At 45.2% G+C, this 20,993-nt stretch carries 21 protein-coding genes; 11 read left to right on the top strand and 10 right to left on the bottom strand.

The window, feature by feature from the left end; translation table 11 throughout:
* From MBO_RS00450 to rsmD, 7 genes are all read right to left on the bottom strand, one after another.
* Nucleotides 1–2,015: ESPR domain-containing protein (locus MBO_RS00450; protein WP_036361929.1), on the bottom strand; the 2,015-nt coding region annotated here is incomplete at its 3' end.
* A gap of 265 nt (nt 2,016–2,280) precedes the next feature.
* The gene (locus tag MBO_RS00455; RefSeq protein WP_036361935.1) at nt 2,281–3,003 is read right to left on the bottom strand and encodes a cytochrome c1; all 723 of its coding nucleotides are present in this window, start codon (nt 3,001–3,003) and stop codon (nt 2,281–2,283) included.
* Nucleotides 3,003–4,208, bottom strand: a complete 1,206-nt coding sequence (locus MBO_RS00460) for a cytochrome b (protein ID WP_173944188.1) — start codon at nt 4,206–4,208, stop codon at nt 3,003–3,005. The genes MBO_RS00455 and MBO_RS00460 overlap by 1 nt, the downstream gene beginning before the upstream one ends.
* A gap of 23 nt (nt 4,209–4,231) precedes the next feature.
* Nucleotides 4,232–4,816, bottom strand: coding sequence for a ubiquinol-cytochrome c reductase iron-sulfur subunit (gene petA / locus MBO_RS00465; RefSeq protein ID WP_036361942.1), 585 nt, complete (start codon nt 4,814–4,816; stop codon nt 4,232–4,234).
* A 488-nt stretch (nt 4,817–5,304) separates the two neighbouring features.
* Complete coding sequence (rpsI, locus tag MBO_RS00470; RefSeq protein ID WP_036361945.1) at nt 5,305–5,691, bottom strand: 30S ribosomal protein S9; 387 nt, start codon at nt 5,689–5,691, stop codon at nt 5,305–5,307.
* A gap of 10 nt (nt 5,692–5,701) precedes the next feature.
* Nucleotides 5,702–6,133: a 50S ribosomal protein L13 gene (gene rplM / locus MBO_RS00475; protein ID WP_036361947.1), complete on the bottom strand. Its 432-nt coding sequence runs from the start codon at nt 6,131–6,133 to the stop codon at nt 5,702–5,704.
* A gap of 216 nt (nt 6,134–6,349) precedes the next feature.
* On the bottom strand, nt 6,350–6,967 hold the full coding sequence (gene rsmD / locus MBO_RS00480; RefSeq protein WP_046696829.1) for a 16S rRNA (guanine(966)-N(2))-methyltransferase RsmD: 618 nt from the start codon (nt 6,965–6,967) through the stop codon (nt 6,350–6,352).
* A 217-nt stretch (nt 6,968–7,184) separates the two neighbouring features.
* On the opposite strand from rsmD, the gene MBO_RS00485 reads away from it, so the two are divergent.
* The 6 genes from MBO_RS00485 to adk all read left to right on the top strand — a co-directional run bounded on the left by MBO_RS00485 (nt 7,185) and on the right by adk (nt 13,871).
* Nucleotides 7,185–8,495, top strand: coding sequence for a membrane protein (locus MBO_RS00485; RefSeq protein WP_036361950.1), 1,311 nt, complete (start codon nt 7,185–7,187; stop codon nt 8,493–8,495).
* Between the two features lie 189 nt (nt 8,496–8,684).
* Nucleotides 8,685–10,712 carry a heme lyase CcmF/NrfE family subunit gene (locus MBO_RS00490; RefSeq protein ID WP_046697989.1) on the top strand — a complete coding sequence of 676 codons (2,028 nt, stop codon included), beginning with the start codon at nt 8,685–8,687 and terminating at the stop codon, nt 10,710–10,712.
* Nucleotides 10,699–11,280: a DsbE family thiol:disulfide interchange protein gene (locus MBO_RS00495; protein ID WP_036361953.1), complete on the top strand. Its 582-nt coding sequence runs from the start codon at nt 10,699–10,701 to the stop codon at nt 11,278–11,280. Before MBO_RS00490 ends, MBO_RS00495 begins: the two co-directional genes overlap by 14 nt.
* Before the next feature lie 10 nt (nt 11,281–11,290).
* On the top strand, nt 11,291–11,785 hold the full coding sequence (locus MBO_RS00500; RefSeq protein WP_406812846.1) for a cytochrome c-type biogenesis protein: 495 nt from the start codon (nt 11,291–11,293) through the stop codon (nt 11,783–11,785).
* Nucleotides 11,782–13,041: a c-type cytochrome biogenesis protein CcmI gene (gene ccmI, locus MBO_RS00505; protein ID WP_036361956.1), complete on the top strand. Its 1,260-nt coding sequence runs from the start codon at nt 11,782–11,784 to the stop codon at nt 13,039–13,041. Before MBO_RS00500 ends, ccmI begins: the two co-directional genes overlap by 4 nt.
* 173 nt (nt 13,042–13,214) lie before the next feature.
* Nucleotides 13,215–13,871 carry an adenylate kinase gene (adk, locus tag MBO_RS00510; protein WP_036361959.1) on the top strand — a complete coding sequence of 219 codons (657 nt, stop codon included), beginning with the start codon at nt 13,215–13,217 and terminating at the stop codon, nt 13,869–13,871.
* Between the two features lie 87 nt (nt 13,872–13,958).
* Here the strand turns inward: adk and MBO_RS00515 are convergent, their stop codons facing one another.
* Nucleotides 13,959–14,621: a hypothetical protein gene (locus MBO_RS00515; RefSeq protein ID WP_052585192.1), complete on the bottom strand. Its 663-nt coding sequence runs from the start codon at nt 14,619–14,621 to the stop codon at nt 13,959–13,961.
* 136 nt (nt 14,622–14,757) lie between these two features.
* On the opposite strand from MBO_RS00515, the gene MBO_RS00520 reads away from it, so the two are divergent.
* Both MBO_RS00520 and MBO_RS00525 read left to right on the top strand, forming a co-directional pair.
* Nucleotides 14,758–15,180: an HIT family protein gene (locus tag MBO_RS00520; protein ID WP_036361962.1), complete on the top strand. Its 423-nt coding sequence runs from the start codon at nt 14,758–14,760 to the stop codon at nt 15,178–15,180.
* A gap of 6 nt (nt 15,181–15,186) precedes the next feature.
* Nucleotides 15,187–15,666 carry a pyrimidine dimer DNA glycosylase/endonuclease V gene (locus MBO_RS00525; RefSeq protein ID WP_036361964.1) on the top strand — a complete coding sequence of 160 codons (480 nt, stop codon included), beginning with the start codon at nt 15,187–15,189 and terminating at the stop codon, nt 15,664–15,666.
* A 106-nt stretch (nt 15,667–15,772) separates the two neighbouring features.
* Here the strand turns inward: MBO_RS00525 and MBO_RS00530 are convergent, their stop codons facing one another.
* Complete coding sequence (locus tag MBO_RS00530; protein WP_036361967.1) at nt 15,773–16,546, bottom strand: ferredoxin--NADP reductase; 774 nt, start codon at nt 16,544–16,546, stop codon at nt 15,773–15,775.
* Nucleotides 16,547–16,715: 169 nt separating this feature from the next.
* Here MBO_RS00530 and tsaA point away from each other — a divergent pair, with 169 nt between their 5' ends.
* From tsaA to MBO_RS00545, 3 genes are all read left to right on the top strand, one after another.
* On the top strand, nt 16,716–17,426 hold the full coding sequence (gene tsaA, locus MBO_RS00535; RefSeq protein ID WP_036361971.1) for a tRNA (N6-threonylcarbamoyladenosine(37)-N6)-methyltransferase TrmO: 711 nt from the start codon (nt 16,716–16,718) through the stop codon (nt 17,424–17,426).
* Between the two features lie 77 nt (nt 17,427–17,503).
* Nucleotides 17,504–18,599, top strand: a protein-coding gene (gene prfB / locus MBO_RS00540) for a peptide chain release factor 2 (protein WP_118873333.1) whose coding sequence is annotated in 2 segments (ribosomal slippage) — nt 17,504–17,575 and nt 17,577–18,599 — 1,095 coding nt in all. Because the reading frame shifts where the segments join, the coding sequence is not laid out codon by codon here.
* Nucleotides 18,600–18,782: 183 nt separating this feature from the next.
* Nucleotides 18,783–20,309, top strand: coding sequence for an acetyl-CoA hydrolase/transferase family protein (locus MBO_RS00545; protein WP_080702121.1), 1,527 nt, complete (start codon nt 18,783–18,785; stop codon nt 20,307–20,309).
* 76 nt (nt 20,310–20,385) lie between these two features.
* Here MBO_RS00545 and MBO_RS00550 read toward each other — a convergent pair whose 3' ends face one another.
* On the bottom strand, nt 20,386–20,898 hold the full coding sequence (locus MBO_RS00550; RefSeq protein WP_036361980.1) for an adenine phosphoribosyltransferase: 513 nt from the start codon (nt 20,896–20,898) through the stop codon (nt 20,386–20,388).
* Nucleotides 20,899–20,993 lie beyond the last annotated feature (95 nt).

The following is a 20,993-nucleotide window of genomic DNA, read 5'->3' on the forward strand; positions in this document are numbered from 1 at the left end:
GGTTGCGGCTCAGGTTTGGTGTCTTGTGCCTTTAATTTTAGATGCACTTTATTAGCATCAGAGTAGTCCGCTTCAAAATCCACAAGTGGACTGTTGTCATCTAGGCTGGCAAATTGACCGTTTAGCGTACCTGCTGATACCACATCACGCCAGACGCTGTCTTTGGGAGCGTCTGTGATAAGCTCTTCGGCATACACTTTTAGATTGCCTTTGCTGATGTCGGCAGTGCCTGTTACGACAAGTTTGCCATATTCGTTTGTGGTATCTAGTACGCCATTTTTATTCCAATCTAAAATGCCAATAACAAAATTTTCACCATTCATGGTGTAATTGCCATTGATTTTTAGTACACCTTGTGTAACAGCAATGTCCCCTGTGAACTTTTTAGAATCTTCATTGATTTCAAGCGTGCCCGCACCCGACTTCCAAAAACCAGCTGAATCATCGGGGTTGTTTATATTAATGGCACCAACATGACCTGTCAAAACCGCATTGGGATTAATAGCGACATTTGTACCCGACTGTACATTTGCTGTTTCAAAATAAACACCCTTATTGCCAAGCTCAATTTTATTGTCTTTGGTAAAATTGGCAAATAGGTTGGGCTGATCGGTGGTAATACCAATCTCTGCCCCATTGATATAAATCTCAGACAGCCTAGAGCCGGCATTGCGGCTGATTTGGTTGGTATACAGCCCTGTCAGATAGTCATCGGTATTTTCTGCTTCGAGGCGAAGTGTGCCGCTGCCTGTGTTGCCAACAATAACTTCTTTGGTAACAAGCGTGCTGTCTTTTAGGTTGAGTGTGCCTGTGCCGCCCTGTGTCCCAGCTGTACCGCCATCGCTACCACCACCAACATAAACCGCACCTGCTCTAACGTTCCCAACATGATGAAGTGATGTTTTATCCAAAGTTAGCGAACCTGTGCCACCATTGGCAATGATTAATTCATTATCAATTTGGAAATTGGAATCACCTCCCTTGATGACCACATCGGCTTGCGAGCCATCAAAAATTCCTAAATTCATGTCCTTAACGCTCATATTGTTATTTTCAAAACTAACATTTCCTTTTGAGTCTGCCATTTGTCCAACAATTAAGCTCTTTTGAATGCGATAAGTGTCATTGCTGCTGTTTAAGTTTGCATTACCCGTTGTGGCAATGACGGCAGATTGTGCCAATATCGCACTATTCACACTCACAACATCAGCAGTCGAGCCTTCACTGTCCGCTAAAATGTAACTGTCGCTAAGATTAAGAGTGCTGCTAGTCAGTTTAGCAACACCATCACCATAAACACCTACAGCCATGGAATCAGCATCGATACTAGCATGATTGGCATTAAGTGTGCCCGTGGCTTTGTTGCCACGACCAATCAACAACTGATCAGCCTTAATATTTGCTTTATCGCTAAGCGTTAGTGTGCCTTTTGCACCTGCTTGCTCGCCAACATTGATGATTGTACCTGACAGCAATGTATCTTGCCCTGTAAGTTCAACCGTAGCAGTACTATTATCTATATTAGCAATACTCACAATGCCAGAAGCGGTAATTTTTGCACCATTTCCACCAATCAGTTTGGCAGTATTAGATGGCGTCAATCCCAAGGCTAAAATGCCGCTTTTATTTGCTAGGCTAGCATTATCAACAACAACCGTTGCGTCTTGTCCAGCAGAAATCGCAATGTCATTATTGCTTTCAACAACAGCTTGATTTGATATGGTGGCATTAGTATCATCACCGTTACCAAATACTAACTGCCCTTTAATGGTTGCTTTAGTATTGGGGTTGTTGATAAGCACCTCGCCATCAAAAGCTCTGTTGCCCTCAATGGTGTGCGTTCGCCCATCTGTGAATTCAATATTTGCCCCAAAGCTAATCCCACTCACAACAAGCGAACTTGCCAACGCCAACACCTTAATCGACTTAGTTTTGCCTTTTGCTTTGGCAAACTCTGATACGCATTGGTAAGTGCCTGTAGCGTGGTTAAAAATCACACGATAACTTTTGTTCATAACAAAATCCTTAATATTTGTAAAATAATGAAACCATATGTTAATATAGATATTGTCATAAAATCAAAAAAATTGATTTTTTTCTTAAAAAATCAAGAGAAAAGTCTGTTTTTTTTCTGGCTGCATTTTGCAAGAATGGCATCAATCTTAGATGCGCCTAAATGCCCGTTGAAAATATCTTTTTTTATGACTAAAAGGGTGGTGATTGTCTTAAAATAACAAAATAAAGCCAGTGTATTCACACTGGCTTTATAGTCACTTGGGATTATTTTATATCTTTCCAGAATTCTTTGTTGAGTAGATATACTGGAATCAGTAGGACAAGCAAAAACAAAATCACAAACGCGCCATAGATTTTACGATCATGACGGACAGGCTCTGCCATCCATGCCATGAAGTTCACAAGGTCACCAACACGTGCTTTATATTCTTCTTCACCAAGCTCTTGCTGTAGGTTATGAAGAACGTGTGGCATTGCTGCATTAGCAAGTACTAGGTTGTTCGCACCCCAAGGGCGGCTTGGATCTTCGTAGAATGATAGTAAGTAAGTATATACCCAATCATCACCACGCAGACGAGTCTCTAAAGATAGGTCTGGAGGTGCGGCACCGAACCAAGCACCTTGTAGTTCAGGATCGATGTTCGCAGTAACGTGATCACCGATCTGATCTGATGTTACCATCAAATACTTCTCAACAAGCTCTGGCGGCACGTCCAAATCCTGTGCGATACGAGAGTGACGTACGTACTGGGCTGAGTGACAGCCCACGCAGTAGTTCATGAACATGGCAGCACCACGTTGTAGTGAACCTTTGTTTGTAAGATCGATCGGAGCTTTGCTACATTCTAGAGTGGTGCTTGTACCATCAGCTTCAGTATATGTACCGCAGCCGTGACCACCTGCAGCCATTGCGCTAGGGCTTGCCACCAAAGAAGCGCCCGCCAGCAGTAGACCTGCGCCTAGTGTTTTTAGGTTAAATGCTTTCATTAGTGACCTCCCGTAACACGTTCTGGTGGTTGTTTGCATTTTTCGATAGACGTGTAGAACGGCATCAGAAGGAAATACAAGAAGTATAGAATGGTGCAAATACGACCAACGATGGTAGAAGTTGGGGTAGATGCTGTACCACCTAGGTAGCCTAGAATTAGGAAACTTACCACGAAGATTGCTAGGGCGATTTTCGATAGAATGCCTTTATAGCGAATCGAGCGTACTGGTGAGCGGTCAAGCCAAGGCAATACGAACAACACGGCAATCGCTGCACCCATTGCGATAACACCACCTAGCTTACTAGGAACGGCACGCAAGATTGCATAGAATGGCATGTAGTACCATACAGGTGCGATGTGCTCAGGCGTCTTAAGAGCGTTCGCAACTTCAAAGTTTGGTTTCTCTAGAAAGTAACCACCACCTTCAGGTGCGAAGAATACCACTGCAAAGAAGCAGATGAAGAATACCACGATACCAACCATGTCATGCACAGTGTAGTAAGGGTGGAAAGGTACTCCGTCTAGAGGCACGCCATTTTTATCTTTTAGTTTCTTGATGTCGATACCGTCTGGGTTGTTAGAACCAACGTGGTGCAGTGCAACCAAGTGCATGAATACCAAACCTACTAGGATCAATGGAATTGCAACAACGTGTAGAGCGAAGAAGCGGTTTAGTGTGATGCCGGAGATTAGGTAGTCACCTTTAACCCATTCAGCAAGACCGTCACCAATCACAGGAATGGCAGCAGGTAGGTTAAGAATAACCTGAGCACCCCAAAATGACATGTTACCCCAAGGTAGCAAGTAACCAAAGAAGCCTTCAGCCATCAAGCATAGGTAGATCGCCATACCGATCAGCCATACCAACTCACGCGGTTTTTGATATGAACCATATAGCAGACCACGGAACATGTGCAGATAGACAACAATGAAGAACGCTGAAGCACCAGTTGAGTGCATGTAGCGGATTAACCAGCCGCCTTTAACATCACGCATGATGTATTCAAGCGAGGCGAATGCACCTTCAGCGCTAGGGTTGAACATCATGGTTAGCCAGATACCAGTAACTAACTGGTTAACCAACACAACCATTGACAACACGCCAAAGAAGTACCAAAAGTTAAAGTTTTTTGGTGCGTAGTACTTTGACATGTGGTATTCGTAAGTTTCGGTCGCAGGGTAACGTGCATCTACCCAGCCCATAAATTTCTTAGCGATACTCATGATTACGCCTCCCCAACGGTCAAGATGCTGCCATCAATGCTGTATTCTGGAATAGGTAGGTTGGTAGGGGCAGGTACGCCACTATAAACACGTCCAGATAGGTCATACAAAGAACCGTGGCAAGGACAGAAGAAACCACCAAACCAATCAGCACCACCTAAGTCAGCTGCACCCACTTCAGGACGGAAGGTTGGTGCACAGCCAAGATGCGTACAAACACCCTCAACCACCAATATCTCAGGTTGGATTGAGCGAGTTTCGTTTTTGCAGTATTCAGGCTGAATTGAAGCTTCTGAATCAGGATCGCTTAGTTTTGGGGTAACTTTGCTAAGGTTTGCCACCATTTCTTCGGTGCGTTTAACGACAAAGATTGGTTTGCCACGATATTTTACAGTGATCATTTGACCATTTTCGATGCCGCTGATGTCGGTAATAACAGCAGCGCCCGCGGCTTCTGCTTTGGCGCTTGGATACCAAGAACGCACAAATGGGGTGGCTATCGCGCCCACACCAACTGCACCGATGGCAGCGGTAGTCGCGATTAAGACTCTACGGCGTTTAATATTCACGCCTTCGGCATGGCTCATTAAAACTTCCTCCAGAATAAAGAATGGGAATCTATCCCATACTGGGTGTGTGGACATGATAAAACAGTTTTATCACAAATCCACATTTGCTGTGCCTATTTTACTAGTTTACTAAACATGACTATTTTAAGCTATTTTTGTCATAAAATAAATTGTTCTATTGCGCTAATGTGAAAAAAAGTCGCAAAATTTTTAATGAATTGACAAAAAAGTGCAGTTTTTTGTAAAAACCCTGCAATATCCAAGTAGAGCGGTGGGAATTGGTAAGGGTATTAAATTAATAAAAATTAACATTTAATTTATTTTTACTAAAAAATAAATTGGCGGTTTTTATTAATTTAGATCAATATTTTGAGCAATTATTACCACTTGATAATTGTTAATTTATTAAGAATTTATCCTTTGGACAAATTATTTTAATCGTGATTAGCAGGTATAAAAAAACTCTCGCAAAACGAGAGTTTTTTGTAAATTCGCAATCGTAAGAATTAACGTTTTGAGAATTGTGGACGACGACGTGCTTTGCGTAGACCCAATTTTTTACGTTCAACTTCACGAGCATCACGAGTAACGAAGCCAGCTGCTTTTAGAGCAGGTTTTAGGCTTTCATCAGATTCGATAAGCGCACGAGTGATACCGTGACGGATTGCACCTGCTTGACCGCTTGCGCCACCACCAGTAACGGTGATGTATAGGTCATAGCTGGTAGCTACGTCTAGTAGTTCTAGTGGCTGACGAACGACCATACGAGAAGTCTCACGACCAAAGTATTCGTCTAGTGATTTACCGTTGATTACGATGTTGCCAGTGCCTTTAGACAAGAAAACACGGGCAGTAGAAGTCTTACGGCGACCTGTACCATAATTGCGTTCCATGTTTATCTCCTTAGATGTCTAAAACTTGTGGCTGCTGTGCTGCGTGTGGGTGTTCAGTACCCGCATACAGTTTTAGCTTTTTGATCATCGCATAGCCCAAAGGACCTTTTGGTAGCATACCTTTAACGGCTTTATGCAATACGTCTTCTGGCTTGTGAGCAAGAAGCTTAGTGAAGTTAGTCTCTTTGATACCGCCTGGGTAGCCAGTGTGACGATAGTACTTCTTGTCTTCTGCTTTTTTGCCAGTAACGGCGATTTTGTCAGCGTTAATAACAACGATATAATCGCCAGTATCAACGTGTGGAGTGTACGATGGCTTGTGCTTGCCACGTAGACGAGAAGCAATCTCAGAAGCTAGACGACCTAGCGTTTTGCCTTCAGCGTCCACGACATACCAGTCATGTACAACTTCAGCGGGTTTGGCACTGATAGTAGTAGTCATATAAAACCTATTTAGTTGAGTTTGAGAGTTTACAAATAAAAAATCAGCCAAAAGGCTTAATTTTACTTGCTTTAAGAGTTGGGAAACGAAGGGCTCTCAAAAAACAGTTTCGGATTATACCAAATGATATCCAATCTGGCAAGTATTTTTGATAAAAACTGCTGTGATTGCTTTTGGAGTTTTGAAGGGGGAAATGCACTGTTAATCTGCTTTATATTATAAGGTATTTAATTGAAAAATTCCTGCAAAAACTTGCCCGACTTTGGCGGATTTTACCCAATGAACATCGAAGCTGTTTAATAGCGGTTCTAGTGCCTGATCGCTTTCCACATAAAACAGTGTATCAACATGATATAACTTGTGTGTGATGATGGCATTAATAATATCATGCCATAGGTTCAGCGCGTACGGCGGATCGATAAATATGATGTCGTAAGATGAATCAAGGGTGGGTAGGGCGTTTTGGGCGGTATTATTGATAATCTGAACATCGGACTTGGTGAGCTTTAGGGTGTCGGCTGAATATTTTAATTGGCTAGCCTGTGCGGCATTTGTCTCAATCAATGTCGCAAAAGACGCGCCACGAGACAGGCATTCAAATGCCAGTGCGCCCGAACCTGCGCAAACATCCAAGACTCGAGCATCCTGAAGCTCACCCATGAGCCAATTAAAAATCGTCTCGCGTAGGCGGTCGGGGGTAGGGCGAAGACCGTCAGCGTCGATAAAGCAGATGTTACGACGCTTGAACTGCCCGCCGATGATACGAACTTGATTGGTGGGTGTATTGGATTTATTTGATTTGTTATTCTTTAGGGTTCTTGCGCTACGATTCATACTTGATATGATGGTGATTAAGATGATGCTTATTATAGCATTTATTCGATTGTAATGATGGAAAAATGGGCAAGTCTTTATATAAAATCCGTACAAGTCTGTAACGCTTGTGGGTTGGTTTATCTTATCAGAATGTGCTGATTTATCAATCAGGAAAATCTGACAGTTCGATGAAATTGTGATAAAATACCAAACGCTTTTATTTGGTTTTACTGATATGTTTACGTCCATTTGGCAAGCTCTCGCCGAACATCCTGAATTTATAGCAATGTTAACCATTCCTCCCGTCACGGCATTCGTGACTTGGGCGCATGTTTGGATGGCGCTAGAGATGCTGTTTCGCCCGATTAAGTTTTGGGGTATTCCCATTGATGGCATGCCTTTTGGCTTAAAGGGCTTGGGCTGGCAGGGCATCGTACCGGCTAAGGCTGGCAAAATCTCAGGTGTGATTGTCGATCAGACTTTGTCGAAGCTGGGCAAACTTGATGAATTTTTTCAGGCGATGGAGCCTGAAGAGATGGCGGATTTTATCACCAGTACGGTTGATAAAAATCTTGAGCAGCTGATTGATGAGATTATGCTAGAGCGCTATCAGGGAATCTGGAATAACATGCCGTATGCGATTCGCCGCCGCATCTATGCGCATGCACATAAAGAGCTTGCGACGGTGATGAAATCCTTAGTGCTGGATTTGACTTATAATGTCGAGAGACTGGTGGACATGCGTCAGATGATCGTCCGCAAGATGGAAAGCGATCGCAAGCTGATGGTTGATATGTTCTTAAGGGTGGGCAAAAAAGAAATTAACTTTATCTGGAAAATCAGTGCCTTGATTGGTTTTGGGTTTGGTATTATTCAGATGGGGATTTTTTATTTTGTACCGCAGCATTGGACAGTGCCATTTTTTGCGGCGATCTGGGGTGCGTTGACGAATTGGATTGCCATTTGGATGGTGTTTAATCCTGTTGAACCGCGCTATATTTCCTTTATTCGCATATTCCGCCGTGATGAAGAGGGTGTGCATCTGATGCTGCCGCACATTCATCGTTATTCTTGGCAGGGGGGCTTTATGAAGCGCCAAGATGAAGTATCCAGTGTGTTCGCTGAGATTGTGGTAAATGAGCTGGTCACGCTAGAAAATATCATGCATGAGATGATGTATGGCGCCAAGGCAGATGAAACTCGTACCCTGATGAAAAAGCACCTGTATGATCTGCTAGAATCACCTGTGGTTGCCACAACCCTAAAAATGGGCATGACAAGCCGTGAGCTTGATGAATTTAAAGATACAATCATTAATAAATCAATCGATGCGACCATGGTGCCAATTCGCAGTCCTGAATTGAACACATCGCGGGCAAGCAAGATATTTGGATTGTTTGAGAGTCGTATTCGTGCGCTGTCACCCCAAGAATTTCAGAATTTATTAAGACCTGCCTTTAAAGAAGACGAGATGACGCTTGTCGTACTGGGCGCGATCACGGGTCTGTTGGCAGGATGGCTGCATTTGGTGGCAGTGTTTTTCTAGAGCGCATTTTGATTTAAAGGTGTGCAACCGGGCTATGGCTTGGTTTTTATTTGATTTTATGAATAACTATAACAAGGCTGTTGGTGATGAGATTTCATTGGCTGATGGCTTTGTTTTTTGTGTTAATTTTGAAAAAAAGCCAGCATTTGCAAGCTCGCTGTTATTAATACCAAAAAGAAGGTATGTACTATGTTAATCACAGAATTGGGCTACTTTGCGCTGATTTTGGCGTTGGTGCTTGCGTTATTGCAAGCAATTTTGCCCACCGTTGGGGTCATAAAAAACCAAGTGCAGTGGCAGCGCCTTGCGCCAAGCCTCTCGGTGGCGCAGTTCTTGACGATGATGATTTCGTTTTGTGCGCTCGTAGCAGGTTTTATTTATAATGATTTTAGTCTGGTGTACGTGGCCAGTCATTCTAATAGCTTGCTGCCTTGGTATTATAAGATATCAGCGACTTGGGGTGGTCATGAGGGGTCACTGCTGCTGTGGCTGACTATTCTTGCGACTTGGTGTATGCTAGTGGCGGTGTTTAGTCGTGCCTTACCTTTGGATATGCGTGCTCGCGTGCTGTCTGTATTGGCGATGGTGCAGGTGATGATGCTGCTTATGCTGATTTTTACCTCAAATCCATTTGATCGTACATTACCAAATATTCCTGTGGACGGTACAGATTTAAATCCACTACTTCAAGACCTTGGGTTGATTTTCCATCCGCCGATGCTGTATATGGGCTATGTAGGTCTAGCGGTGCCATTTGCCTTCTGTATGGCGGCGCTGTGGGCAGGGCGACTAGATGCAGTATGGACGCGTTGGTCTCGCCCATGGACAGTGGCTGCTTGGGGCTTTTTGACATTGGGCATCGCGATCGGTTCTTGGTGGGCATATTATGAGCTTGGCTGGGGTGGCTGGTGGTTCTGGGACCCTGTGGAGAATGCTTCCTTTATGCCTTGGCTTGCGGTAACGGCTCTCATGCACTCCTTGGCAGTGACTGAGAAGCGTGGCGTGTTCAAGGCATGGACGATGATGTTGGCGATTTTCTCGTTTGCATTATCGCTTCTAGGTACTTTCTTGGTGCGTTCGGGTGCGATTACTTCAGTGCATTCTTTCGCGGCAGACCCTACACGTGGTCTTGCGATTCTGGCAATTTTGGGCATGGTGATCGGTGTGGGTCTGTTGATGTTTGCTTTACGCGGATGGCGATTGACGGTTGAGAGCACTTACCAGCTCAAATCTCGTGAGACGGTATTGGTGATTAATAACATCATCCTGCTCGTGGCGACGCTTGTGGTGCTGTTAGGTACGCTCTATCCGATGCTGGCAGATGTCTTTAAATGGGGTCAGGTGTCGGTGGGCCCTCCGTATTTTAATGCTTTATTTGTACCATTGACGTGGATTTTGCTTGCCTTTATGGGTGTTGGCTCAAACCTACGCTATAAATACGACAGCCGTCCACTATTAACGACCGTCATGACCTGTGCAGTGAGCGCACTTGTGCTTGGTGCTGTTGTGACCTATATGATGAGCATGCTAGAAGAATATGCGCATTTTGATTATGGTGCATATATCACAGCGGCGCTTTGTGTGTGGGTACTTGCCTTTATGGTGGTGGACATCAAGGATAAGATACGTCATGCTAAGAATCTTGGTGAAGGCTTAAGAAAGCTTACACCAAGCTACTATGGGATGCAGCTTGCTCACATCGGTGTGTTGGTCACTGCGCTTGGGGTGGCTGGCGTATCAGCGATGAGCCTAGAAAAGGACGTCGCCATGACCGTGGGCGATAGTGTGCATGTTCAGGGTTATGATTTTTATCTACAAGAATTTGATGAAGTTAAAGGGCCAAACTACGATGCCACACGAGCAACCGTACAAGTCAAAAAAGCCGACAAGCTCATCACCACGTTATACCCTGAGAAGCGCAATTATGTCGTATCAATGATGCCGATGACAGAAGTTGGCATCCGTCCAAGCTTATTGAACGAGCTGTACATCGCATTGGGCGAGCCGATTGTCGACGCTGCAGGTAATGCCAGCAATGACACTTGGGCTGTTCGTGTGTATGTTAAGCCAATGGTGCGCTGGCTATGGCTTGGGGCGATATTAATGGCACTCGGCGGACTGATCGCCATGTTCGATAGGCGTTATCGCATTAAGAAACTTGATAAATCTCTCATCCAATCTCGCTCGACCACAGGAGGCGATCATGGCAGCATCTAACAAACGCGCTTGGATTTTTATTTTGCCGCTTTTGATTTTTATTTTGGCAATGGTGATGTTTTATTTCCGCCTTGGTAAAGAGACGGATGTGAAGATCACTACCGCGATGAATAAGCCTTTGCCACAATTTAGCCTGCCTTTATTGTCTGATACCACGCGCACGATGACGAATGCAGACCTACCAAAGACGCCATTTTTGCTGAATGCTTGGGGTTCATGGTGTCCGACTTGCTTTGTAGAGCATCCTTTTTTGATGCAGTTGCACGCTCAAGGTGTGCCTATGATTGGCATGAATTATAAAGACGAGCTGTCTGATGCGTTAGGCTATCTCAATGAGCACAAAGATCCGTTCATCTATTCGATACAAGACTTAGATGGTAGCTACGGTCTTGATTTGGGATTGACGGGTGCACCTGAGACTTTCGTTGTGGATGGGCGTGGCATCGTGTTCAAGCACGTCACAGGCGAGATTAATCAAGAGAATTGGAAAGCTCAGATTGAGCCGTGCATGATCGCACTTGCTGATGATAAGTTGACCGACGATGCTAAAATCAACGCGTGTAACTAGGAGGCTGAAAATGAAAAAAATCATGATGGCGACTTTATTTATGGGCGTGATGATGCAAGCGTCGGCAGGTATTGAAGTGTATGAGTTTAAGACCTCCGAAGATGAGACGCGTTACCGAGCGCTTATCGAAGAGCTTAGATGTCCTAAGTGTCAAAACCAAAACTTGGCAGGTTCTGACGCGCCGATCGCTCTAGATTTAAAGCAAAAAACCTATGAGATGATTAACGACGGTCGCAGCGATACCGAGATTCGTGATTATATGTTTGAACGCTATGGTGACTTTATTAGTTATAAGCCGCCTGTGCGCCCATCGACGTGGATTTTATGGTTCTTTCCGCCGATTCTGCTTGTCTTATTGGTCATCGGCTGGCTTTATAAAGCCAAAAAAGGCCGCACGCCTGTTACTCAAGGCGTGCCCAATCAGCTAAGTAAAAGCGAAGAAGAGCAGCTTAATAAGCTTCTAAATAACCATCAACACAACAAAACGCCAGAGGATAAATCATGACGCCCAGTTTATTGTTATTTTTTACATTGTGCGCTCTGTTGTGTGTGCTGATTGCGCTTGTGGTGATCTACCCTTGGTTAAAAGGACGCGTGGTTAATGACAACCGCCTGATGTCAGTCAATGTCGAGGTGTTCAATAGTCGCATCGCTGAACTTGATGCCGATAAAGCTGTAGGGGCGATTGATGAAGTTTATTATGAAGCCCAGTCCACTGAGCTAAAGCGCCAACTATTGGCAGCACAAGCCCAATCACAAAGTTATGCGCCTGTTGGCTTTAAGTCACGTCTGATTGTGATGGTGTGGATTCCGCTGTTGGCAGCGTTGGCGTATTTGACCACGTCTGATCGCACTTCTGTGTATAAGCTGTGGGAAGCCAAAGACTCGGTAGGGCAGGTGGCTGATGATCTATTGACGGGTAAGATTGACGTGCCACCAGAGTGGGCAACCAAGGACAGTGCTGCGCTGATTTCCGCCATGCAGACCAATGTTCATGCCAATGCCTTTGATGCCAATCGTTGGATGCGTCTGTTTGAGCTGTTTACGGCGCTAGAGGCGAAACCGCAGGCATTAGAAGCCTTGTCGCGTGCGCACCGCCTAGACCCTGATAATATTGAGATTGCCATGACCTACGCGCAGTCTAGTTTTTTTGCCAATAATGGCAAGCTTGATACGACAGCGCGCAATGTCTTGATTGACATTCTGCGTAAGAATCCCGATCATGAAGGCGCGCAGATGCTGATGGCGATGGGCGAGACGCGTGCGGGTAATTTTACCAATGCTAAGGCGTGGATACATAAACTTCGCTCAAAAATCGCCGCCTCTTCGGGTAATAGAAGCGAGGCATTGGCAAGCTTGGATGAGCTATTGGCGAACATCGAATCCCAAGAAGCCAAAGCAACCCAAGGCGTTAATGTGACGGTATCGGTATCGGATCAGATGCTGCCACAGATTAAAGAATCAGATGCGTTATTCGTATCCATCTCTTCTGTTAATGGTGGCGCGCCTTATGCGGTGAAACGCTTGCCAGTAAGTAGCATTCGAGGCGGACGTGCGGTCGTGTCACTAAGCGATCTGGATGCCATGATGCCAACCCGCACGCTAACACTAGGGCGAGAAAGCGACGAGCTGGTGGTGAATGCGCGCATCAGCCATTCTGGTGGTGCGGTCTTTGAGTCAGGCGACATGGCTGCCAACCCCGTGGTGCTTAATAAGACTCAAAATGCAGTTAATCTGACCATCTCGCAAATCGTACCATAACCCAAAAAGCAGCGTTAAATGACGCTGTTTTTTTATTGTCTGTTTGCTATTGCCTAGCCTAAAGGCGAAAAATAGACAACTTATCAAAAAGCACTTGAACAATCTTAATGGGTGGTTTATAGTGTAACATTGTATTGGCGGTGAGCCGTTTTTTAATTATTTGGAGAAAGAGCATGCTTCGTATCATCTTATTAGGACCACCAGGCGCAGGTAAAGGCACACAGGCGCAACTGATTTCAAAAGAGTTCGGCATCCCACAAATTTCAACTGGTGACATGCTACGCGCTGCCATCAAAGAGGGTACTGAGCTTGGTAAACTTGCTAAAAGCGTCATGGATGCAGGTCAGCTGGTGTCTGATGAACTAATCATCAACTTGGTTAAAGAGCGTATCGCACAGCCTGACTGTGCTAATGGATGTATCTTTGATGGCTTCCCGCGCACCATCGCTCAGGCAGAAGCTCTGGCAGAAGCTGGCGTGGATATTAATCACGTGATTGAGATCAGTGTTCCTGATGATGAGATCGTAAGCCGTATGTCAGGTCGACGTGCGCACTTGGCATCAGGTCGTACTTATCACATCATTCACAATCCACCAAAGGTCGAGGGCAAGGATGATGTTACGGGCGAAGACTTAGTTCAGCGTGATGATGACAAAGAAGAAGTAGTGCGCGATCGCCTAGGTGTGTACCATGCTCAGACTGCTGCCTTGATCGATCACTACCAATCGGTTGCAAAATCAGGCGAAAATGCCCCAGAATACCACGACTTTGACGGCACTAAAGACATTAACACCGTGCGTGATGAGATCTTCGCTGTACTAAAAGGCTAATCGCAAGCTGATAAAAAGACCTTGTAAATGCAAGGTCTTTTTTGTGGGCGGTTATTTTAATTTACCAATGCATAGCTTAAGACTAAATTAACTGCCAAACTGATCGTGATAATGCGACATGATTTTATATTGGATAGATTGTTGTAGATATGACAGGGCTTGAGGGGAGTTGTCCTTTAGGGTATTGAGTGTGTACGTGGTAGATAGTGCGTGCGCATTGGGCAGGCGCGTGTAGCCATCACTGGGCTCGATGATGTATTCTTCTTCGCTAAAATCTACACTGGTGAGTGTCTTGGTGGTGCTCTTGTGCAGAACATTGACGTTGCCAGCAAACACAAAATTGCCAGCTTCAGCGCTTAGCGATTGATCGATGTCTAAATGGTAGGTCGCTTGTGACTCTTTGGCGGTATTGGTGAATGATAAATGCAGCGCCAATGGGAAGTCATCACAGACGATGACGGTTGTGCCACTAATTTTTATGTGGGTGGCGGCTTGGATCGTGCCTGCGGGCAATTCTAAAATCCGGCAGGCTTCTTGGGCGGTAACTTTCTCGTTCATCATCTTTAATAAAGACAGATCAAGCGGTTTTTGTGTCTTGATGTCATCGGGTAGACTGTCATAATGCGCCAAAAACATCATGGGGAGATTTTTTTGGATGATGAATTTATCAATTTTAACGTTGTGTGTGCGAAAGATAAAATCAGGCGTGGTTAATATGTCTTGCAAGATAAAAGAAGGCGTGTCGTTCATAAATAAATACTCAAAAATCTGTTTTTACTATATCATAAAACCAAAGAATTGGTGGTAAAAGTTCTCAAAAATTTCTCAAGCGAAATTTAAAATAATTATGCTACAATGCTAAAACCAGCCCTATAGGAGAGACAAAATGAGCTACGATACCAATAATATTTTCGCCAAAATCCTGCGTGGCGAAATCCCTTGTCATAAGGTCTATGAAGACGACAATACCCTTGCCTTTATGGATGTCATGCCGCAGGCGACAGGTCATGTGTTGGTCATTCCAAAGTGTGAAGCGGTGGAGCTGTCTGATTTGCCGTGCGAATATGCCTGTGCGGTATTCAAAACCGCCCAAAAAGTCATCACTGCCCAACGCAAAGCCCTAGGCGTGGACGGCATTGTGCAGATGCAACTTAACCACGCCAAAGCAGGGCAAAGCGTGTTCCACTATCACATGCACCTAATCCCAACGCACGTCCACGAGCTTGGCAAGCACGAGAGTGTCATGGCAGATCAAGACGAGCTGGCAGAACTGGCAAGTAAAATCCGTGCTGTGATTGACGGCAAATAGAGCATTTTGAATATTTTCTACCTTGACCATGACCCGATACGCTGTGCTAGTTTTCATGGTAATAAGCACGTGGTCAAGATGATATTGGAATACGCGCAGCTCCTTTGTACTGCTCATCATCTGTGTGACAATGTCCTTTGCGATGATGAGCAGGCGGTGCTGTATAAATGCACGCACCAAAACCACCCATGTGCGGTGTGGGTGCGTGGCTCAAAGTCGCATTATGACTGGCTTTATCGTCTGTTTATCGCCCTGTGCGATGAGTACACGCACCGCTATGGCAAGGTTCATCTGACCGACCAAAAGCTCCGCCACATTCTGCTAAACTGCCCCATCTCCACCAACACGCCTTTTATCGCACCCCCGCAGGTCATGCCCGATGAGTATCAAGGCGATGATACCGTTGGTGCCTATCGTACCTATTATCGCTGTGGCAAGGCGGATGTTTTGGCGTACACCAACCGTCCAACTCCTGATTGGTTGTGAGTGCTTAAGTATTGGAATAAAATCTAATCACAATGCTGTGAATGAAAAGCAAAAAAGACGCGCTCAACATGGCGCATCTTTTTAATTGGCACTGCAAAGCGATGGATTAACCCACAAATGCACGCTCTAGCACATAGTCAGCAGGTACGCCCATGCGTGGCGATACTGTTAGACCAAAATCATCTAGAATAGCAGCGGTGTCGGCATTCATCGCCATACTACCGCAAAGCATCGCGCGATCATCGTCTTTGTTGATCGGTGGTAGTCCGATGTCCTCGAACAGTTTGCCTGATTTTAATAGATCGGTCACACGACCTTGGTTTTTGAATTCGTCACGCGTTACAGCAGGGTAGTAGATGAACTTCTCGCGTACCCATTCGCCAAAGATTTCATCATTTGGCAGCTCATTTTCAAAGAAATCACGATAAGCAAGATCTTCGACATGGCGCACACCATGCACCAAGATCACTTTCTCAAAGCGCTCATAAACTTCTGGCTCACGCACCAACGACAAGAATGGTGCTAAGCCTGTGCCCGTGGCGAGCATGTATAAGTGCTTACCAGGTAGTAGATCATCTAATACTAGAGTGCCCGTGGGTTTTCTGCTGATTAGTAGCTCATCGCCAACTTTGATGTGCTGTAGGCGTGATGTCAAAGGACCATCTTGAACTTTAATGGAATAAAATTCAAGCTCTTCTGCCCATGCAGGACTGGCGATGGAGTAGGCACGCACCAACGGCTTACCATCCACCATTAAGCCGATCATGGCAAATTCGCCGCTGCGAAAACGCAAACTGTCGCTGCGGGTGGTTTTGATGGTGAATAAGGTGTCTGTCCAGTGGTGAACATAAGTCACGGTTTCGCTGATGAATTTTGACATGAGGATTTCCAGACTGTATAAACGAAAATGAGTTTGATTTAAAGATAAAGTTTAGCACAAAATTGGGCTAACACAAAATTTGTGCTATGATAGCGATTTTTGCCATGGAATGTTATTAACTTTTTGGCATAAGGAACTTATATTTTATCATAAACCGCCCAAAAACACCATGAACACACACCATACTCTCCCCGTCATCGGCCATCATCATTCGCCCTTAACTCAGAAATTTGGCATCCCGCGCCAGCCGAATTTGGTCGCCATAAAAAGCCATATTCGTTTTGTTGCACCTTTTAATAATCCAGATGCTTTTGTGGGCATTGAGAATTATAGCCATCTTTGGATTTTGTGGCAGTTTCACCATAATAAAGAGCAGGTGAATTTCCGCCCGCAAGTGCGTCCGCCAAGGCTAGGCGGCAACGATAAAATTGGCGTATTTGCCACGCGCAGCATGTATCGCCCAAGCCAAATCGGTCTGTCGGTGGTGCAGCTTGATAGGGTGGAGGTTGTTGATAATCAAGCGATTCTGCACATCATTGGGGCGGACATGGCGGATGGTACACCCATCTTTGATGTTAAGCCATATCTGCCGTATGTGGACGGCGTGCACGAAGCGATGGGATTTGACAAGCCAAGTGTTCGCGATGTGAAGATAAGTGAGCGGGCGGAGGGTGATTTTGAGGTGTTAATATTAAATAACACCCTACAAAACGACGACAAAGACATTATTCTAAGCCTTATCGCTCAAGATCCGCGGCCCGCCTATCGCCAAAATGAAATGGGCGTGATGTGCAGCATGAGATATAAGACGGTCGATGTTGATTTTATAAGGGCTGAAGATATGCTGGTGATCGAGCACATCAGGCGGGTCAAACCTTAAAAATACATTCTCAAAATCGCCAAGATTTGATATAATTTCTTGTTATTTATTAATTTTTTAAGCTTAAGGTAATCATCATGGAAATCGCCCCATATCAAGAACAAATTAAAGACCTGACCGAGCGCGGTCAAGACCTTCGGAGGTATCTTTGACTTCGAAAGCAAAAAAGAACGCCTAGAAGAAGTCAATCTAGAACTAGAGAACCCCGACATCTGGAACGACCCTGAGCTCGCCACTAAGATCAGCAAAGAAAAATCCGTCCTAGATGGCATCATCGGTGTTATCGAGGGGCTGGATGCTGCACTAGAAGATGCAGCCGCCATGCTTGAGCTTGTGGTCGAAGAAGATGACGAAAGCCTGCTTGCTGATGTGCAAGCCGAGCTTGATGACGCGAATGCAAAAGTCGAAGACTTGGAATTTAAGCGTATGTTTAGCGGCGAGATGGATGCTAATAACTGCTACCTAGACATCCAAGCAGGCTCTGGCGGTACCGAAGCCCAAGACTGGTCAGAGATGCTGCTACGTATGTATCTGCGCTGGTGTGAGTCGCACGGTTTTAAGGCGGAAGTTTTGGAGGTGTCTGATGGTGGTGTGGCAGGCATTAAGTCAGCAACCATCTCGGTTAAGGGCGATTATGCCTTTGGCTGGCTTCGCACTGAGATTGGTGTTCATCGTCTGGTGCGTAAGTCGCCATTTGACAGTAATAACGGTCGTCACACGTCATTCTCAGCGGTGTTTGTCTCTCCTGAGATTGATGACAATGTAGAGATTGATATTAATCCAGCTGACCTACGTATTGATACTTACCGTTCAAGCGGGGCGGGTGGTCAGCACGTTAACACCACCGACTCTGCCGTGCGTATCACGCACCAGCCTACAGGTGTGGTTGTGGCGTGCCAAAACGAGCGTTCACAGCACGCCAACAAAGACACCGCCATGAAAATGCTCCGTGCCAAGCTTTATGAGCTTGAAATGCAAAAGCGCATGGAAAAACAGCAAGCCCTAGAAGATAGCAAATCTGACATTGGCTGGGGATCGCAAATCCGCTCCTACGTGCTTGATGATTCACGCATTAAGGACTTGCGTACAGGTGTTGAGATATCTAATACAACGGCGGTGTTAAATGGCGATTTGGATAAATTTATCGTGGCAAGCCTGAAAGCGGGATTATAATTTATATGCATTTATACATTAGTTATCAATATTAATGATTGATTTTTCTGATTGAAAATCGGTACAAATGTTGTAGCGAGCTATTTATTTTATTGCCATCTAATGCTAAAATCATCATAATTTACAGTATTTGTAAATTTATCGCCATTTTATTGGAAAATTATTATCAAGAGGACAATGACTATGTCAATCGATCGTATTCGCCACGCGGGTCTGCGTGAGAAAGTAATGAGCGCTGGTCAAGCGGCTGAATTTGTTAAAGACGGTATGATGCTTGCCGTCACAGGCTTCACAGGGGCGGGCTACCCTAAGGCGCTACCAACTGCCATCGCCAACAAAGCAAAAGCGGCACATGCCAAAGGCGACAAGTTCAGCATCGGCATGGTGACAGGTGCATCTACCGCGCCTGAATGCGATGGCGTATTGGCCGAAGCGAACGCAGTACATTTCCGCTCCCCATTCCAATCTGATCCAACGCTTCGTAATGGCATTAACGCTGGTAACGTTGTTTATCAAGACATGCATCTATCGCATGTTGAACAGCAGATGCGTCAAGGTTTCTATGGCGAATTTGACATCGCCATCATCGAGGCAGCAGGCATCACTGAAGATGGCAAAATTATCTTTGCCATGGGTATCGGTCACGGCGTAGAAGCAGTTAAGAACGCCAAGAAAGTTATCATCGAGATCAACGCTGCACTAAGCGAAGGCCTAGAAGGCATGCACGACATCTATGGCGATGTTGGTCTACCACCTCATCGCAAGCCAATCCCTATCGTGGGTGCGTTTGACCGTATCGGTACGCCAGCACTGGAGTGCGATGCCGATAAGATTCTTGGTATTGTATTGACCAATGCAGGCGACCGCAACTCTAAATTTGCAGAGCCTGATGATGTGTCTAAGCGCATCGCTGCTCAAGTGATCGACTTCTTAGATCATGAAGTGAAAGCAGGCCGTCTACCTAAGAGCCTACTACCACTTCAATCAGGCGTGGGTAACGTGGCAAACGCGGTAATGGCAGGTCTGCTAGATGCGCCATTTGAAGATTTGACCGGATATACAGAAGTACTACAAGACGGTATGCTTGATCTGATCTTGGCTAAGAAGATGAAAACCGCTTCGGCGACCGCTTTGTCATTTAGCCCAGATGCGTTAGCTCGCTTCAACGAGAACATCGAATTCCTAAAAGACAAAATCATCCTACGTCCAATGGAAATCAGCAATAACCCAGAGCTTATCCGCCGCTTAGGTGTGATCGGCATGAACTCAATGATCGAAGCTGACATCTATGGTAACGTGAACTCTACCCACGTCATGGGTACTCGTATGATGAATGGCATCGGTGGTTCGGGTGACTTTACTCGTAACGGTTTCTTTAGCTTCTATGTCAGCCCATCTACTGCTAAGGGCGGTGCAATCTCTGCGATCGTGCCAATGGTATCGCATCATGACCACACTGAGCATGACGTGATGTTCATCGTGACCGAACAAGGCATGGCTGACCTACGTGGTAAGTCTCCACGTCAGCGTGCGAAGCTAATCATCGAGAACTGCTCACATCCTGACTATCGCGACATGCTGCGTGATTACTATGATCGCGCTGAAGTGGCAAGCAAAAAGGCAGGCGGTATCCACACGCCACACCTACTGCTAGAAGCGCTATCATGGCATCAACGTTTCATCGAAACTGGTGACATGCGCATCAAATAAGCCATCCGTTTAACCAATAAAAACACCCAAGTTATCGCTCGGGTGTTTTTATTTGGTGTGCTGATAAGATAAGGGGTTAATTGTGCGTCACTCGATAAACAGGTATGCCGATGTCGTCATGAAGTGCGGTTAAGTCCAATAGAACCAATGCGCCGAGCACTTCATGACCTGCTTTTTGGCACAGAGTCTTACTCGCCTTTAATGTGCCGCCAGTAGCTAACACGTCATCAACCAGTAGCACTTTAGAGGCTGGTAAATCTGCCTTAATCTCTAGCGTATCATTGCCGTATTCTAGCCCGTAACTTTCGCTAAATAAAGGTGGTGGTAGTTTGCCTTGTTTGCGAATCAGTATGAGTGACTTACCTGTGCGCCCTGATAATAAGCTACCTATCACAAAACCACGAGCTTCTGTAGCAGCGAAGCATTCGACGCTGTTCATTAAGTCGTTAGGCAAAGCCTTTAATAATTCGTCAATCAGTGCATCCACATGACCGTATAGCAGTGGTGTGATGTCATAAAAATCAATACCGTCTTTTGGGAAATTAGGAATCGTTTGAATAAACTGCCAAAATGGATGATCGTTTGTCATAAAAGTACCAAAGATAAAGTATTAAAACCGCTCAGTATACCAAAATTCTATCATGAATTTATAGAGTTATATGAGCAAGCAATAAAAAATGCAGA

Source organism: Moraxella bovoculi 237, assembly GCF_000696305.2.
Taxonomy (GTDB): Bacteria; Pseudomonadota; Gammaproteobacteria; order Pseudomonadales; family Moraxellaceae; genus Moraxella; species Moraxella bovoculi.

Bases quoted from the DNA above. Each gene is read 5' to 3' on its own strand.
- MBO_RS00485 (WP_036361950.1), top strand. From the start codon at position 7,185: ATGTTTACGTCCATTTGGCAAGCTCTCGCCGAACATCCTGAATTTATA.
- MBO_RS00495 (WP_036361953.1), top strand. From the start codon at position 10,699: ATGGCAGCATCTAACAAACGCGCTTGGATTTTTATTTTGCCGCTTTTG.
- MBO_RS00530 (WP_036361967.1), bottom strand. From the start codon at position 16,546: ATGTCAAAATTCATCAGCGAAACCGTGACTTATGTTCACCACTGGACA.
- MBO_RS00545 (WP_080702121.1), top strand. From the start codon at position 18,783: ATGTCAATCGATCGTATTCGCCACGCGGGTCTGCGTGAGAAAGTAATG.
- tsaA (WP_036361971.1), top strand. From the start codon at position 16,716: ATGAACACACACCATACTCTCCCCGTCATCGGCCATCATCATTCGCCC.
- petA (WP_036361942.1), bottom strand. From the start codon at position 4,816: ATGAGCCATGCCGAAGGCGTGAATATTAAACGCCGTAGAGTCTTAATC.
- ccmI (WP_036361956.1), top strand. From the start codon at position 11,782: ATGACGCCCAGTTTATTGTTATTTTTTACATTGTGCGCTCTGTTGTGT.
- MBO_RS00455 (WP_036361935.1), bottom strand. From the start codon at position 3,003: ATGAAAGCATTTAACCTAAAAACACTAGGCGCAGGTCTACTGCTGGCG.
- MBO_RS00460 (WP_173944188.1), bottom strand. From the start codon at position 4,208: ATGGGCTGGGTAGATGCACGTTACCCTGCGACCGAAACTTACGAATAC.
- rsmD (WP_046696829.1), bottom strand. From the start codon at position 6,967: ATGAATCGTAGCGCAAGAACCCTAAAGAATAACAAATCAAATAAATCC.
- MBO_RS00520 (WP_036361962.1), top strand. From the start codon at position 14,758: ATGAGCTACGATACCAATAATATTTTCGCCAAAATCCTGCGTGGCGAA.
- MBO_RS00515 (WP_052585192.1), bottom strand. From the start codon at position 14,621: ATGAACGACACGCCTTCTTTTATCTTGCAAGACATATTAACCACGCCT.
- rplM (WP_036361947.1), bottom strand. From the start codon at position 6,133: ATGACTACTACTATCAGTGCCAAACCCGCTGAAGTTGTACATGACTGG.
- MBO_RS00550 (WP_036361980.1), bottom strand. From the start codon at position 20,898: ATGACAAACGATCATCCATTTTGGCAGTTTATTCAAACGATTCCTAAT.
- MBO_RS00490 (WP_046697989.1), top strand. From the start codon at position 8,685: ATGTTAATCACAGAATTGGGCTACTTTGCGCTGATTTTGGCGTTGGTG.
- adk (WP_036361959.1), top strand. From the start codon at position 13,215: ATGCTTCGTATCATCTTATTAGGACCACCAGGCGCAGGTAAAGGCACA.
- rpsI (WP_036361945.1), bottom strand. From the start codon at position 5,691: ATGGAACGCAATTATGGTACAGGTCGCCGTAAGACTTCTACTGCCCGT.
- MBO_RS00500 (WP_406812846.1), top strand. From the start codon at position 11,291: ATGAAAAAAATCATGATGGCGACTTTATTTATGGGCGTGATGATGCAA.